This window comes from Streptomyces luteoverticillatus, from assembly GCF_003970715.1.
Taxonomy (GTDB): domain Bacteria; phylum Actinomycetota; class Actinomycetes; order Streptomycetales; family Streptomycetaceae; genus Streptomyces; species Streptomyces abikoensis.
Genome location: NZ_CP034587.1, coordinates 3049873 through 3062689 on the forward strand (window position 1 = coordinate 3049873; position 12817 = coordinate 3062689).

Annotated in this window: 14 protein-coding genes and 1 tRNA gene; 6 read left to right on the forward strand and 9 right to left on the reverse strand. The window is 72.1% G+C overall.

Features of this window, described 5'->3' with window-relative positions; genetic code table 11:
* Positions 1–92: 92 nt before the first annotated feature.
* The 4 genes from EKH77_RS13185 to EKH77_RS13200 form a co-directional block, all read right to left on the reverse strand.
* On the reverse strand, positions 93–1769 hold the full coding sequence (locus tag EKH77_RS13185) for a sigma-70 family RNA polymerase sigma factor (RefSeq protein ID WP_164737793.1): 1677 nt from the start codon (positions 1767–1769) through the stop codon (positions 93–95).
* 153 nt (positions 1770–1922) lie between these two features.
* Positions 1923–2651: an SDR family oxidoreductase gene (locus EKH77_RS13190; protein WP_126914589.1), complete on the reverse strand. Its 729-nt coding sequence runs from the start codon at positions 2649–2651 to the stop codon at positions 1923–1925.
* 189 nt (positions 2652–2840) lie between these two features.
* A tRNA-Arg gene (locus tag EKH77_RS13195) sits at positions 2841–2913 on the reverse strand.
* A gap of 111 nt (positions 2914–3024) precedes the next feature.
* Positions 3025–4305 (reverse strand): M6 family metalloprotease domain-containing protein, encoded by a 1281-nt coding sequence (locus EKH77_RS13200; protein WP_126914590.1) that lies wholly within the window; start codon positions 4303–4305, stop codon positions 3025–3027.
* 260 nt (positions 4306–4565) lie between these two features.
* Here EKH77_RS13200 and EKH77_RS13205 point away from each other — a divergent pair, with 260 nt between their 5' ends.
* Both EKH77_RS13205 and EKH77_RS13210 read left to right on the forward strand, forming a co-directional pair.
* A complete protein-coding gene (locus EKH77_RS13205; RefSeq protein WP_126914591.1) occupies positions 4566–5240 on the forward strand; it encodes a TetR/AcrR family transcriptional regulator in 675 nt (224 codons plus the stop codon).
* An 89-nt stretch (positions 5241–5329) separates the two neighbouring features.
* Positions 5330–6835 (forward strand): MFS transporter, encoded by a 1506-nt coding sequence (locus tag EKH77_RS13210; RefSeq protein ID WP_126914592.1) that lies wholly within the window; start codon positions 5330–5332, stop codon positions 6833–6835.
* 88 nt (positions 6836–6923) lie between these two features.
* On the opposite strand, the gene EKH77_RS13215 is transcribed toward EKH77_RS13210, so the two are convergent.
* Positions 6924–7445 carry a MarR family winged helix-turn-helix transcriptional regulator gene (locus EKH77_RS13215; protein ID WP_126914593.1) on the reverse strand — a complete coding sequence of 174 codons (522 nt, stop codon included), beginning with the start codon at positions 7443–7445 and terminating at the stop codon, positions 6924–6926.
* A 127-nt stretch (positions 7446–7572) separates the two neighbouring features.
* Between EKH77_RS13215 and EKH77_RS13220 the strand changes: the two genes are divergently transcribed.
* Both EKH77_RS13220 and EKH77_RS13225 read left to right on the forward strand, forming a co-directional pair.
* The gene (locus EKH77_RS13220) at positions 7573–8358 is read left to right on the forward strand and encodes a dioxygenase family protein (RefSeq protein WP_126914594.1); all 786 of its coding nucleotides are present in this window, start codon (positions 7573–7575) and stop codon (positions 8356–8358) included.
* Between the two features lie 126 nt (positions 8359–8484).
* Positions 8485–9357 carry an AraC family transcriptional regulator gene (locus tag EKH77_RS13225; protein WP_126918050.1) on the forward strand — a complete coding sequence of 291 codons (873 nt, stop codon included), beginning with the start codon at positions 8485–8487 and terminating at the stop codon, positions 9355–9357.
* 35 nt (positions 9358–9392) lie between these two features.
* Here EKH77_RS13225 and EKH77_RS13230 read toward each other — a convergent pair whose 3' ends face one another.
* Positions 9393–9602 (reverse strand): DUF397 domain-containing protein, encoded by a 210-nt coding sequence (locus EKH77_RS13230; RefSeq protein WP_126914595.1) that lies wholly within the window; start codon positions 9600–9602, stop codon positions 9393–9395.
* A 17-nt stretch (positions 9603–9619) separates the two neighbouring features.
* Positions 9620–10480, reverse strand: a complete 861-nt coding sequence (locus tag EKH77_RS13235) for a helix-turn-helix domain-containing protein (RefSeq protein ID WP_126914596.1) — start codon at positions 10478–10480, stop codon at positions 9620–9622.
* A gap of 267 nt (positions 10481–10747) precedes the next feature.
* Here EKH77_RS13235 and EKH77_RS13240 point away from each other — a divergent pair, with 267 nt between their 5' ends.
* A complete protein-coding gene (locus tag EKH77_RS13240; RefSeq protein WP_126914597.1) occupies positions 10748–10972 on the forward strand; it encodes a hypothetical protein in 225 nt (74 codons plus the stop codon).
* Positions 10969–11205: a hypothetical protein gene (locus tag EKH77_RS13245; RefSeq protein ID WP_126914598.1), complete on the forward strand. Its 237-nt coding sequence runs from the start codon at positions 10969–10971 to the stop codon at positions 11203–11205. The genes EKH77_RS13240 and EKH77_RS13245 overlap by 4 nt, the downstream gene beginning before the upstream one ends.
* A 33-nt stretch (positions 11206–11238) precedes the next feature.
* Here EKH77_RS13245 and EKH77_RS13250 read toward each other — a convergent pair whose 3' ends face one another.
* Both EKH77_RS13250 and EKH77_RS13255 read right to left on the reverse strand, forming a co-directional pair.
* The gene (locus EKH77_RS13250) at positions 11239–11898 is read right to left on the reverse strand and encodes a class F sortase (protein WP_126914599.1); all 660 of its coding nucleotides are present in this window, start codon (positions 11896–11898) and stop codon (positions 11239–11241) included.
* A 201-nt stretch (positions 11899–12099) separates the two neighbouring features.
* The gene (locus EKH77_RS13255; RefSeq protein WP_126914600.1) at positions 12100–12663 is read right to left on the reverse strand and encodes a hypothetical protein; all 564 of its coding nucleotides are present in this window, start codon (positions 12661–12663) and stop codon (positions 12100–12102) included.
* Positions 12664–12817 lie beyond the last annotated feature (154 nt).

Consider the following 12817-nt stretch of genomic DNA (forward strand, 5'->3'; position numbering starts at 1 on the left):
GGGTGTGACGAGGCCGGGGCGGAAACGGAAGGCCCCGGCGGAACCGCGCGGCGGGCGCGCGGAAGTTCAGGGGGAATCTGCGGGCCGGTGCGTCAGCGGGCGGCGACGACGGGCGTCCCGTGCGGCGAACCGGCGGTGAAGGTGACGGCGACGCCGAGTTCGGTCAGCGAGCAGTCGCGGACGACGTCGTGGCGGGTCGCGCCGCGCGTCCACACGGTGAGAGCGCCGGCGACGTCGGCCCGTCCGGCCGAGGCCATGCCCGCGAGGCTCCAGCGGTGCCCGGGCTCCGCCTTCTCCGGCCCCTGCTCCCGGTCCTGCGCCCGCTCCCGCTCCTGCTCGCGGGTGGCGTCGAGGCGGGCGCCCAGCGCCAGTTCGCCCGCGCCGCGCCGGGCGACGACGACCAGCTCGGCGCTGGCCCGCAGCGGCCCGCAACCGGCCTTGGCCCGCTCCTTGTTGACCTGACGCTCGACCTCCCGTGCGGTCTCGTCCCGCTGATCGGCACCGGGCGTGACCGCCGGCGCCGGGGTACGGACGGGGGCGGTGGAGTGGGCGGACGTGGGCGCGGAGGGGGTACGGGCGGACTCCGGCACCACGGGCCGGTGGGCGGGCGCGGACGCGGACGTGGCGGTACGGGCCGCCGGGGAGGACGCGGAGGGCGCGGGTACGGGCGGCGAGGGGAGCTCGGTGCGCAGGGACGTGAGCGGAAGCACCACGTTCTCCGCACCCCGGCCCTGGTTTCCGTCGCGCGTTCCGCTGCCGTCCGGGGCGGGGGCGAGGTAGCGGTACCCGCCCAGGACGCCGATCGCGACGGTGACGGCCAGCGCGACGGCGGTGACGACCGCGCGAACGCCGGGACGGCGGGTACGGCCCCGGCCGGTGCCCGCGGCCGTACCCGAGGACGTGCCGGGGGCCACCCCACCGGCACCACCGGACGAAGCACCGCCCGTGGCGCAGCCGACGGGCTGAACGCCCAACGCGCCCGCGGCGAAACGATCCATCAGAGCGCCGCTCACCGGGACGAGTCCGAGGCCCGCGAGCAGTCCCTCGGCGGGGATGAGCGCGGTCCAGTGGCCGCCGCACTCGGCGCAGCCGCGCGTGTGCCGGGCGATGCGCTTGCGCCACAGCGGGGAGGGCGTGCCGTCCCAGATGCCGACGATGCCCGCGAGTTCCGGACAGCGGGGGGTGGTGGCCAGGGCCCGGACGACGGCCCGGGCGGTCTCCAACTGGAGCTTGGTGCGCTGGATGCGCACGGCGGTGTGCTGCGGCGTGAGCTCCAGCGCGGCGGCGACCTCGGCCCGGGTCAGCTCGCCCGTCGCCTCCAGCCACCACAGGGACAGCGCGGCCCGCTCGTCGTCGTCGAGCCAGCGGGTGGCCTCGGCGACCTGCCGGCGCTGTCCCTCCAGCCCGAGCCGGAGGATCGTCAGCTCGACGAAGTCGGCGCCGGGGTCGGAGAGGTGGCACGCCTCCTGGAGCCCGCCCACGGGGGCGTCCTGCTGTCTGCGCCAGTGGCCGCGGATCCGGTTCACGGCGATCGCGACGAGCCAGGACCGGAAGCGGGAGGCGTCACGCAGCCCGGAGAGACCGCCCACCATCCGGATCATCGTCTCCTGGACCACGTCGTCGACGTCCGCGTGGCCCTTCAGCGCCCTGCCGACGATGTTGTAGACCAGCGGCAGGCAGGCGGCCACGAGTTCGCCCTGCGCACCCGCGTCCCCGGCCCGCGCCGCCTCGACCACTCCGGTCACCCCGGTCACACTCTTCACAGTCACGCCTCGCCACCTCGTTCCCGTCCGCCATTCCTGGCGTTCCGATGCATGGGAGACCTGGGGTAACCGGGGGCATAACGAAAAGTGGTCCAACTTTTCGGCCACCACTTCGGCACCGCCCGATCACGGCGGGGCCGCCTAGCGCTCGCGAAGCGGTCAGGAGAGCCAGTCGGTGTAGCGGGTGGGGGCGAGGTGAGCGTCCTTGTCGGTGAGGACGTCACCCTTGACGACGGCGAACATGCCGGCGGTGGGGTCGGTGACGACGGTGCGGTCGTCGCCCTTGCGGGCAAGGGTGATCCGGCCCAGCTCGTCCAGGGTGAAGATCTCGGGTCCGGCGATGTCGCGAATGCCGTTCAGCGGGGCGCCCGCGGCGACTTCCGCGACCGCGGCGGCCACGTCCTTGGCGGCGATCGGCTGGACCGGCGTGGCGGGCAGCCGGACGGTGCCGGCGTCGGCGGTCCAGGACATGACGGCGTCCATGAACTCCATGAACTGCGTCGCCCGGACGATCGAGTAGGGGATCGGCCCGGCCGCGAGGATCTCCTCCTGGAGCGCCTTGGCCCGGTAGTAGGCCAGCTCCGGGACCCGGTCCGTGCCGACGATCGAGAGAATGACGAAGTGGCCGACGCCGCCCTTCCGGGCCTCGGCCAGAAGGTTCTCCATCGAGGTCCGGAAGAAGGCCGGGGAGGCTTCGTCGAAGGTCGGGGAGTTCGTCAGGTTGACGACGACGTCGGCTCCCGCCACCGCCTCGCCCAGTCCCCGGCCGCTGATGACGTCGACCCCGCCGGACTTCGAGTGCGGTACGGCCTCGTGCCCGGCGGAGTTCAGGATCTCGACGACCTGCGATCCGATGAGTCCGGTACCGCCGATGACTGCGAACTTCATGCCATGCCCTTCATCGAGAATGGGTGGAAATATGGCATATCACCCGTCATGTGGGCATACATACGAAGAAGCGGCGCCCGGCCGTACGGGCCACGCACCGCTCACGCGAACGGCCCCGGACGAAGAGTCCGAGGCCGAAGAGAGCGCGCCTCCCTGGGAGAATCCCCAGGTCAGCGCGTTGACGCAAAGTGCCCCCGGGCAGATTCGAACTGCCGACACCCGCTTTAGGAGAGCGGTGCTCTATCCCCTGAGCTACGGAGGCGGGGCGTGAGCGCGTCCGCCGGCGCCCGCGGACACCCCTGGGGGCCGCGCGGCCTGCGAGGACGCTCGACGGACAGGTTAGCGGATCGGCGTGCGGCGGGTCAGTGGGCCATCAGGCGTAGTCGTCCGCCGGCGGGCGGCGGGTGACCTGGACGCGCCAGTTCCCGGCGCGGTCCTGGCCGAGGACGTCGACGGTGACGTCGGCCGTCGAGCAGCGCTGGCCGGCGCGGTAGGGGGCGTCGGTCAGGGCCGGGCTGACGTTGGGGTCGGTGGTCAGGCAGCCGCGGCTGCCCGGGGTGGCGTCGGAGGCGCGCACGGGGGCGGCACCCGAGGGGAGGTCGGAGGCGACGGTCGTGACGAGGACGCCGGGGCGGCAGACGGCGTGGTCGAGGCGGCCCGGGGCGCGGGCCTCCAGGGTGATCGCGCGGGTCGCGGAGAGGGGGATCACGGCGAGCTTGGGGCCGCCCGGCACCGAGGTGGGGCTCAGGGTCAGCAGCCGGCGGCCGGGCCGGGTCACGCAGTGGACCTGCGAGGGGGCCAGCCAGCCGAGCTTCCACTTGTGCCAGGCGAGGAAGTCGTTGGAGGGCCCCCAGTCCTCGTCCATGGGGTCCCAGTGGCCCACGGGGGTGCGCGGCGTGCGGTTCTGGTCGCCGCGGTAGAGGTCGGGGAGACCGAAGCTGTGGGCGTTCTCGTGGTTGAGGACGCGGTAGGGGCTGTCACCGGTCTGCCGGCTCCAGATGAAGGACACGTTCCGGATGGGGGCGCCGTTGCGGGAGGTCAGCCCCGTGGCGGCGCCCGCGAACGTCACCGAGCGGACGTCCTGGACGGCGGGTGGTCCGGCGTTGGGCGCGGCCAGCACGTTGATCAGGTCGTAGCGCCGGAAGTCGACCCGGCCGCCGACGGCGGCCACGATCTCCTTGGTGATCGCGTAGTAGCCGTCGCCCCGGTTCGGGTCGAAGCTCGCGCCGCGCGTGATGCCGTACGAGCGGTACGGGCGGGACATGCGGATCCAGCGCGGCCAGGGCGTGGAGCGGTAGTCGAGCCGCCCGTAGGAGCTGACGCGGTAGTAGTCGGCGACGGCCGGGAAGAACTCGGCGTACCGCTTGCGCGGGGTCATCCTCGCGGGGGCGTCCGGGAAGTCGATGAGGAAGGTGACGGCCCGTACGACGCCGCTGGAGCGGGCGTACCCGCGCGGGGTGCGGGCCCCCTCCGAGACGTGCGAGGTGACGGTGCGCAGCGCGCACGGGCCGCCGGGCGGCCGGCCCCCGCCCCGGAGGCCTGCCGCGGACGGGCGAACGACCGAAGGGCGGTCGGCGTCCCCCGCCCGCGCGGGCAGGGGGGCGGTGAGGGCGCCCACCGTGGCCGCCGCGACCAGGATGACCAGGGGTCTCATGCGCCGCCTCGCCTTCATCCCACGTCTTCATCTCAGCGTCGTCATCTCGTCGTACTCATCACTCACCCTGTGCCCGGTGAGTGGGCCCGCGCGCCCCGGACTGCGGCAGACGGGGAGTGGAATCCCGCCATCCGGGGGTGTGATTCACGCCATACGGCGCTCCGAAATATCCGGGGAGGGTCTCCCCGTTTAAGTGAGCGTTCCTGTCAAACGGGGAGCGACTCCCCGCATAGCACTTCTCACGGAAGGAGGGCGCGGCCTTGGCCACAGCCCCGCAGCCCCGCCTGCGCGCCGACGCCCTGCGCAACCGCGAGCGGATCGTCGCGGCCGCCCGCGAAGCCCTCGTCGAGCACGGGGCCGATTCCTCACTCGATGAAATCGCTCGACGCGCCGGGGTCGGCAATGCCACGCTGTACCGGCACTTCGCGGATCGCCGCGAGCTGATTCACCACGTCACCCTCTCCGTCATGGCCCGTATCGCCGACCGGGCGGAGGCGGCGCTAGCGGAGGAGCCCGATGCTTTCCACGCGCTGAGGCGCTTCGTCCACGCCGCGGCGGACGAGCGGATCGGGGCCCTGTGCCCCCTGCTCGCCGAGGGTGTCGACAAGAGCCACCCCGACCATGTCGAGGCCCGCGACCGGCTGGAGAGCCTCATCGAGGCGCTGATGGCCGCCGCCCGCGCGTCCGGTCAGCTCCGCGCCGACATCGGCATCGGCGACCTGATGGTGGCCGTCACCCAGCTCACCAGACCGCTGCCCGACACCGGCTGCCACGACTTCGGCCAGTTCGTCCAACGCCACCTCCAGCTGTTCCTGGACGGCCTGATGAACCCGGCCCGGTCGGAACTCCCCGGCGCGCCCGCCACCTTGGCGGACCTGCGCAAGGGGTTCCCCCAGGCGGCGGACCCGTCCGCCGGGGACGCGCCCCGCCCGTAGCCCGCGCGGCCCGCGCGCCGGACAGGCCCGCGCACCGGACAGCCCACGAACCACCACACCTCACCACCACCGCTAGGTAGGCCCCACCCATGTCAGATCTCCGCACCGAAGCCGATCCGAGGCGCTGGAAAGCGCTGATATTCATCGCCCTGGCCCAGCTGATGGTCGTCCTCGACGCGACCATCGTGAACATCGCGCTGCCCTCCGCCCAGGCCGACCTGGGCATCTCGGACGGCAACCGGCAGTGGGTCATCACCGCCTATGCCCTCGCCTTCGGCGGACTGCTGCTCTTCGGCGGCCGGATCTCCGACCTGTGGGGCCGCAAGCGGGCGTTCGTCACCGGCCTGATCGGCTTCGCGGCCGCCTCCGCGCTCGGCGGCGCCGCCGTCAACACCGCCATGCTGCTGGGCGCCCGCGCCCTCCAGGGCGTCTTCGGCGCGCTGCTCGCCCCGGCGGCCCTGTCGCTGCTCGCCGTGCTCTTCACCGAGGCGAAGGAGCGCGCCAAGGCGTTCGGCGTCTTCGGTGCCATCGCCGGTGCCGGTGGTGGTGTCGGCCTGATCCTCGGCGGCCTGTTCACCGAATACCTCAACTGGCGCTGGACGTTCTTCGTGAACATCCCCTTCGCCGTCGTCGCCGCCGCCGGCGCGATCTCCGTGATCCGTGAGCCCGCCGAGGGCCGCAACCCCTCGAAGCTGGACATCCCCGGTGTCATCCTGGCCACCCTCGGCCTGGTCTCCCTGGTCTACGGCTTCACGCGCGCCGAGTCCGACGGCTGGTCGGCCGGCATCACCATCGGCCTGTTCGTCGCCGCGGCCGTGCTGCTGGGCGCCTTCCTGCTCGTCGAGCGCTCGGTGAAGGCCCCGCTGATGCCGCTGCGCGTCCTCACCGACCGCAACCGCGGCGGTGTCTACATCTCCCTGGGCCTGGCCGCCATCGCGATGTTCGGCCTGTTCCTCTTCCTGACCTACTACCTGCAAGTCGTCCGCGGCTACTCGCCGGTCAAGACCGGTCTGTCGTTCCTGCCGATGATCGCCATGATGATCACCGGTTCCACGCAGATCGGCACCCGCCTGATGACCCGCGTCCCGGCGCGCTGGCTGATGGCCCCCGGCTTCCTGCTCGCGGCGGCCGGCATGGTGCTGCTCACCCAGATCGACCTGGACACCTCCTACGCGGCGGTGATCCTGCCCGGCCTGATGATGATGGGCCTCGGCATGGGCACGGCCTTCATGCCCGCCATGAGCCTGGCCACCCACGGCGTGCAGCCGCGTGACGCGGGTGTCGCCTCGGCGATGGTCAACACCTCGCAGCAGGTCGGCGGCGCCATCGGCACCGCGCTGCTCAACACCATCGCGGCCAGCGCCACCACGGACTACTTCAAGTCCCACATGGCCGGTGCCACGAACCCGAAGCTCCTCACCTTCCAGTCGATGGTGCACGGTTACTCCACCGCCGTGTGGTGGGCGGTCGGCATCCTGTCGCTGTCCGCGCTGGTCGCCCTGGTCTTCGTCAACGCCAACCCGGGTGGCGGCCCCGCCGCCTCCTCGGCGGACGGCGAGACGGCCGAGGACGCGATCCCGGTGATGGCCCACTGAGGCCGTAGCAGTACGCGAAGGGCCCCTGCCGAATCGGTCGGCAGGGGCCCTTCACGCTTTTGACGAGCTTCTTTCCACGGGCTTCAGGTCACCGCAGCCAGGGCAGATCCGCGCCCTCCGGCTGGAGCCCGGCGGCGATGATCCCGCACACCTCGCCGAACTTGGCGACCTGCTCGGGCGTCAGCCGGTCGAAGACCGCGCCCCGGACCGCCTCCACGTGCCCCGGCGCGGACCGCCGCAGCATCTCGAAGCCGGCGTCGGTCAGCACGGCCAGCTGCCCGCGCTTGTCCGACGGGCACTCCTCGCGCCGTACCCAGCCGCTCTTCTCCAGCCGGGCGATCGCGTGCGAGAGCCGGGACCGGGTGATCTTCGCGCTCTGCGCCAGCTCGGTCATCCGCATCCGGCGCCGGGGCGACTCCGAGAGCTTGACGAGCAGGCCGTAGTAGACGTGCGGCATGCCCGCGTCGCGCTGCAGCTGCCGGTCGAGGTAGTCCTCCAGCAGCGTGGAGGCGTGCTGGTAGGCCCGCCAGGCCTCCTGCTCGGCGGGGGTGAGCCAGCGGGGCTCGGCGACGGCGGCGTCGTCCGGGACCTCCGGGGGTCGGTTCGTCATGACATCCACTGTTTCACTCGCCGGTTCCCTCCGGTACGACGACCAGCCATTGCTTGAAGCTTAAATAATAAAGTTGTAAGGTCGGTAGCGCTAGAAGGTTGAGAGTTCAAGCATTTCGGAGGCTGTCATGCCGGCACCGACACCCGGGCGCATGCCCGCCCTCTACCTCTCCCACGGCGCGCCGCCCCTCGCGGACGATCCCATATGGCCCGGCCAGCTCGCCGCCTGGGCCGCGGACCTCCCCCGGCCCACGGCGATCCTGATGATCTCCGCCCACTGGGAGGAGGCCCCCCTCGCCCTGGGCGCCACCGAGACCGTGCCCCTCGTGTACGACTTCTGGGGCTTCCCCGAGCACTACTACCGCGTCCGCTACGCGGCACCGGGCGCCCCGGCCCTCGCGGACCGCGTCCGCCGCACCCTGCGGGGCGCCGGTACGCCCGTGGCGGACCTGCCCGACCGGGGGCTCGACCACGGCGCGTACGTCCCGCTCGTCGAGATGTACCCCGACGCGGACGTCCCCGTCCTCCAGATGTCCCTGCCCACCCTGAACCCCACGCGGCTGCTGGAGATCGGCCGGCGGCTCGCGCCGCTGCGCGACGAGGGCGTCCTGATCGTCGGCAGCGGCTTCTTCACCCACAACCTCGCCGCCCTCCGCCACGCCGGCTCCGGCCCGCCCGGCTGGTCGGCGGAGTTCGACGCGTGGGGCCGCGAGGCCCTGGCGGCCGAGGACGTGGACGCGCTCCTCGACTTCGAGCACAAGGCCCCGGCCGGCCGGCTGGCCCACCCCCGCACCGAGCACTTCGCGCCGCTGTTCGTGGCGATGGGAGCGGCGGGCGAGCACCTCAGCTCCCACCGCAGCGTCATCGACGGCTTCTGGGGCGGACTGGCGAAGCGATCGGTGCAGTTCGGGTAGGACGCCTGACCTCAGCGCGGCTGACCCGACCGGCTCCTGACCCGACCGGATCGGGCACAGGATGTCGGGTCCGGCAGGGTGGTCCTTTCCTAACGTGAGTGATCGAAAGGGAAGGAGTCCGGGATGGTGCTGGAACGGCTGAACCAGGCGCTGGAGCACATCGAGTCACACCTCGACCAGCCGATCGACGTGGCCGACCTCGCGCGCATCGCGGCGACATCGGAGTACCACCTCCGCCGGCTGTTCTCCGCGCTGGCGGGCGTCCCGCTGTCGGAGTACATCCGCCGCAGGCGCCTGACCGTCGCGGGCGCCGAGGTGCTCGCCGGCGAACGGACCCTGCTGGACGTCGCGACGCGCTACGGCTACGGCTCGGGGGAAGCCTTCGCCCGCGCGTTCCGCGCCCTCCACGGCGTGGGCCCGGGCGAGGCCCGGCGAACGGGTGCGGCGCTGAGCGCCCAGCCCCGGATGTCCTTCCGCCTCATCGTCGAAGGGAACAGCAGTATGCGATACCGGATTGTGGAGAAGGACGAGTTCCGCGTGGCCGGAAAGAAGGCCCGCGTCCCGCTCGTGTACGAAGGGGTCAACCCGGCGATAGCCGAGTTCGTCCGGGGCATCGGGAAGGACGAGCTGGGCCGCATCGCCACGCTCTCCGACCAGGACCCGTCGGGGATCGTCGCGGTGAGCGTCCTGCTCGACCCGAGCCGCGCGGAGGGCAGCGAACTCGACTACTACCACGGCGTGGTGACGGGCGCACAGGACGTTCCCGCCGACCTGGACGTCCTCGCCGTCCCGGCCGGCACGTGGGCCGTCTTCGAGAACTCCGGCCAGTTCCCGCAGTCGCTCCAGTTCATGTGGCGCGACGTGTTCACGCAGTGGTTCCCCTCGAACCCGTACGAGACCCGGCCCGGCCCGGAGATCCTCCGTGTCCGCCCTTCGGCGGACGGGACGCACGCAGATTCGGAACTCTGGATTCCGGTGGGGCGGGCCGCGACGGCCTGAGCCGGGCCGGCGGGGCCGGGTGCGCTTCGGGGCGCCTAACCGGCGACCCCGAGGCCCCCGGCCCGAAGGCCGACGACGAACGCCGACCAGGCGTCCACGCCGAAGGTCAGCGCCGCACCGGTCAAGTCCTTGCTGTCGCGGGTCGCCACCGCCCCCCGCCGGACCGCTATCTCGAAACACTGGCCGTTCCCGCTGCTGTAGGAACTCTTGCGCCATATGCCATCGGGGGTCGTCGCTCGGCCCACTGCCGCCACCTCTTCCCTCACTGAGTTTCCTTGGCCAGTGCGGCGATCAAATTCGACGTGTCGTCAGGACTCAGCGCCACCGCGCGCAGGTTGTCGAAGATCGCGCCGTACCGGCGAATATCCGCCTCGGCTTCGAGGAAGAGGTCTCCAGCCATGCTGTCGATGTAGACGATCTCAGGGTCTTCGGCCTCGGGAAAGCTCATGAGCACGAAGGAGCCAGGCATCCCTGCATGCGCACCGGCGCCGAACGGGATCACCTGGAGCGTCATGTGCGGCTCCTGGGCCACGGCTGTCAGGTGTTGCAACTGCTTGTGCATAACATCGCGGCCACCCACCATGCGCCGCAGGGCAGCCTCATCCATGATTGCCCAGAGGTGCAGCGGGTCGTCTTTGACAAGCACCGCCTGCCGTTCCACCCGCGCCTGAACTCGCTGCTCGATTTCCCTGGCACTCGCCATCGGCAATACGCCCTTGATCACAGCGCGTGCATAGTCCTCGGTCTGCAACAGACCTGGGACGAATAGCGATTCGTAGTTTCGTACTGCACGCGCCTCAGCCTCGAAGCTGATGTAAGCAGTATATTCCTCGGGCAGTTCACTGTGATACGGGCGCAACCAGCCCTGCACGCTCGCGCCTTCCGACAGCGCCAGGACCTCATCGCGCTGCGACTCACGCACGCCATACAGATTGAGAAGCGCGACCAAGGTCCGCCGTTGCGGACGGACACGTGCGGTCTCGATCCGGTAGAGCGTCGCCGTGTTGATGCCCGTCTGTTCGGCGACGTCCTCCCTGGTCAAGTCGGCACCGGCGCGCAGCCGTCGGAGTTCGGCGGCCAGACGCCGGAGGCGGACCGTCGGCATCTGCCGCTTCGTAGGCATGCCCTCCACCTTTCATCTGCACAGGAGGCAGGGCGATTCTGTCCGCCAACACCCCTCACCTGCAAGGCAGGTTCGCACATGCACTCTATGCATTCTCACGTCTTGCACACGCATAGTCGGCGGGTGCATTCTGATCCCGCGATCGCTCGGCGCGACGACATCGTCACGCAGAGGTGATTTTGGTGTGTGCCACGCCCAAAAGGAGAAACCCCCGCGACCGTGCAGCCGGTCCGGGGGCGTGGCCAACGCTAGAGAGGAGCGTCAGCAATGCATGACCTTATCCGCCGGTGGCTCGCATGGGCGAGGGCGGTTTTCCGTACGAACAACTCCCGCGCAGGCGGCGACCGTCCGTGCCCCGCCTGCGTGGGCCTCGCGGCACCGCGGCCCGAGCCCCGGCCCGTCGACGACGCGTCGTACTGGGTGTGGATCACCGCGCACGGCATCGATCTCCGCCCCCGTGTGCCCCACCACGACACGGAGGCGGCCCGGTGACCGACAACACCGGTGAGAACGACGCGCTGCGCGCGAAGGTGGCCGACGCCAACCAGCAGAGCAGGCAGCGGCTGGCCTCCACCAGCGGGAATCCGCCCGAACCACCGGCCCGCCGTTGCGATGAATGCTGGGACATCAAGCGCCGCCGCGCGGCCGCCCTGCGCGCCGACGATCGTCAGGAAGCCGCGAGGATGACGACGGCGATGGGCGTCCACCAGCGCCGGGCGCACTGACGAGCGCGCCCGGCACGGGCACCGGCACCCTCCTCAGCTCAGCAGCCCGGGAGGGTGCCGGACCGCCGTGAGGTGGGCGTAGACCACCACGTTGCCCAGGTACTCGTCCGCCTCCGCCGAGAAGCCCCCGCCGCAGGTGATCACGCGGAGCTCCGCACGGCCCTGGCCCGGGCCCACCGCCCCGTACACCTTCTCCGAGGGGAAGCTCGACCGGTCGTAGACCTCGATCGCGTCGATCGTGAAGACGGCCGTCAGGGCGTCGGAGCGGGCCACCTCCACCGTGTCGCCCTTCTTCAGCGCGCCGAGGTTGTAGAAGACGGCCGGGCCGTTGGCCAGGTCGACGTGGCCGGCGACGACGGCGGTGCCGGCGGTGCCGGGCGGTGTGCCGTCCGCGTACCAGCCGGCGAGGTTGCCGTCCTCCTCGGGCGGGCTCGCGAGTGTGCCGTCGGGGCCGAGGCCGAGGGGAGTCATGGGCGCGTCGACCTGGATGCCGGGGATGCGGACGCGCGTGGGCACGGCCCGCGGCAGGGGCGGTACGGCGTGGTCGTCGCGGCGCGGGCCGAGCAGCGGCTCCCCGGAGGTGGGGAACGCCTCGGCCCGGGACGGCTGCGGGGGCGGCCTCTGGTCCTTCGCCCCGTGCTCGATCAGCCAACTGCCCACCAGCAGCGCCACCGCCAGGACGACGGCGAGCACGGTCTTGTGGCGCGAGTGACGCGAGTGGCGCGGGGCGCGCGAGTCGCGTCGTCCGTACCGTGAACGCGCGGGCGCGCTCCGCAGACAGGCACTCGCCCACCGGCTCACCCCGGGGGCCGGGTCCCCGGCCCCCGGGCGCAGCGCGCGCGTCCGGGGGCCCAGGGGCGGTCCGGCCGGCACCGGGAGCGGTCCTCGGTCCGGTCAGGCCTGGTCGGCCCGGTCGCCGCCGCCGCGACGCCGCAGGAACCAGACGCCGACGACCGCCGACGTGCCCAGGACGGCCGCGCCGGCGATGACCTCGGCGGTGCCGGAGTCGTCGCTGGTGCCGCCCACGCCGGTCTTCATGCCGCCCTTCGGGGTCATGGGCGACATGCTCGGGGCGGCGGAGGGTGAGCTCTTCATGCCCGCGCCCGCCTTGACGACCAGGTCGCCGGTGGCCTCCTTGCCGTTGGCGCACTTGGCGCCGATCCCGTAGGTGCCGGGCTTGGCCGACTTCGGGACCGCGAACTGGCCGACGACGGCCTCCTTGTTCGTGCCCGCCTTGAGCTCGAACGACGCCGGGCCGCCCACGGCGCTGGCGTCACCCGTGCCCTTGCCGTCGGGCCCACAGGCGGTGGTGTTCACCGTGATCGTGGCGCCCGGCTGGACGGTGCCCGGGGTGACCTCGAGCTTTCCGAAGTGATCGGCGGCGAGCGCGGGGGCGGCGGCCGCCCCCAGCGCGGCTATGGTCAGCGCGGCCCCGGCGAGCACTCGTGCGTTACGCATGCTTCCTCCGTGAGCGCGGGCGCGGCACGCCGATGTGCCGCAGCGGGAGTCGGAATTCCGCGCTCCTCTCTGCCGAGGGAAACCGCGCCGGCGGGGGCCCGCACCCGGCGGGATGGGCCGCCGACGGCCCGGGGCGGCCCGGGATACGGCCGTA

What these genes read in the sequence shown, in the direction of transcription:
- EKH77_RS13215 (WP_126914593.1), bottom strand. Translation starts at nt 7,445, where the DNA reads ATGACGAACCGACCCCCGGAGGTCCCGGACGACGCCGCCGTCGCCGAG.
- EKH77_RS13240 (WP_126914597.1), top strand. Translation starts at nt 10,748, where the DNA reads ATGCATGACCTTATCCGCCGGTGGCTCGCATGGGCGAGGGCGGTTTTC.
- EKH77_RS13220 (WP_126914594.1), top strand. Translation starts at nt 7,573, where the DNA reads ATGCCGGCACCGACACCCGGGCGCATGCCCGCCCTCTACCTCTCCCAC.
- EKH77_RS13190 (WP_126914589.1), bottom strand. Translation starts at nt 2,651, where the DNA reads ATGAAGTTCGCAGTCATCGGCGGTACCGGACTCATCGGATCGCAGGTC.
- EKH77_RS13255 (WP_126914600.1), bottom strand. Translation starts at nt 12,663, where the DNA reads ATGCGTAACGCACGAGTGCTCGCCGGGGCCGCGCTGACCATAGCCGCG.
- EKH77_RS13210 (WP_126914592.1), top strand. Translation starts at nt 5,330, where the DNA reads ATGTCAGATCTCCGCACCGAAGCCGATCCGAGGCGCTGGAAAGCGCTG.
- EKH77_RS13200 (WP_126914590.1), bottom strand. Translation starts at nt 4,305, where the DNA reads ATGAGACCCCTGGTCATCCTGGTCGCGGCGGCCACGGTGGGCGCCCTC.
- EKH77_RS13235 (WP_126914596.1), bottom strand. Translation starts at nt 10,480, where the DNA reads ATGCCTACGAAGCGGCAGATGCCGACGGTCCGCCTCCGGCGTCTGGCC.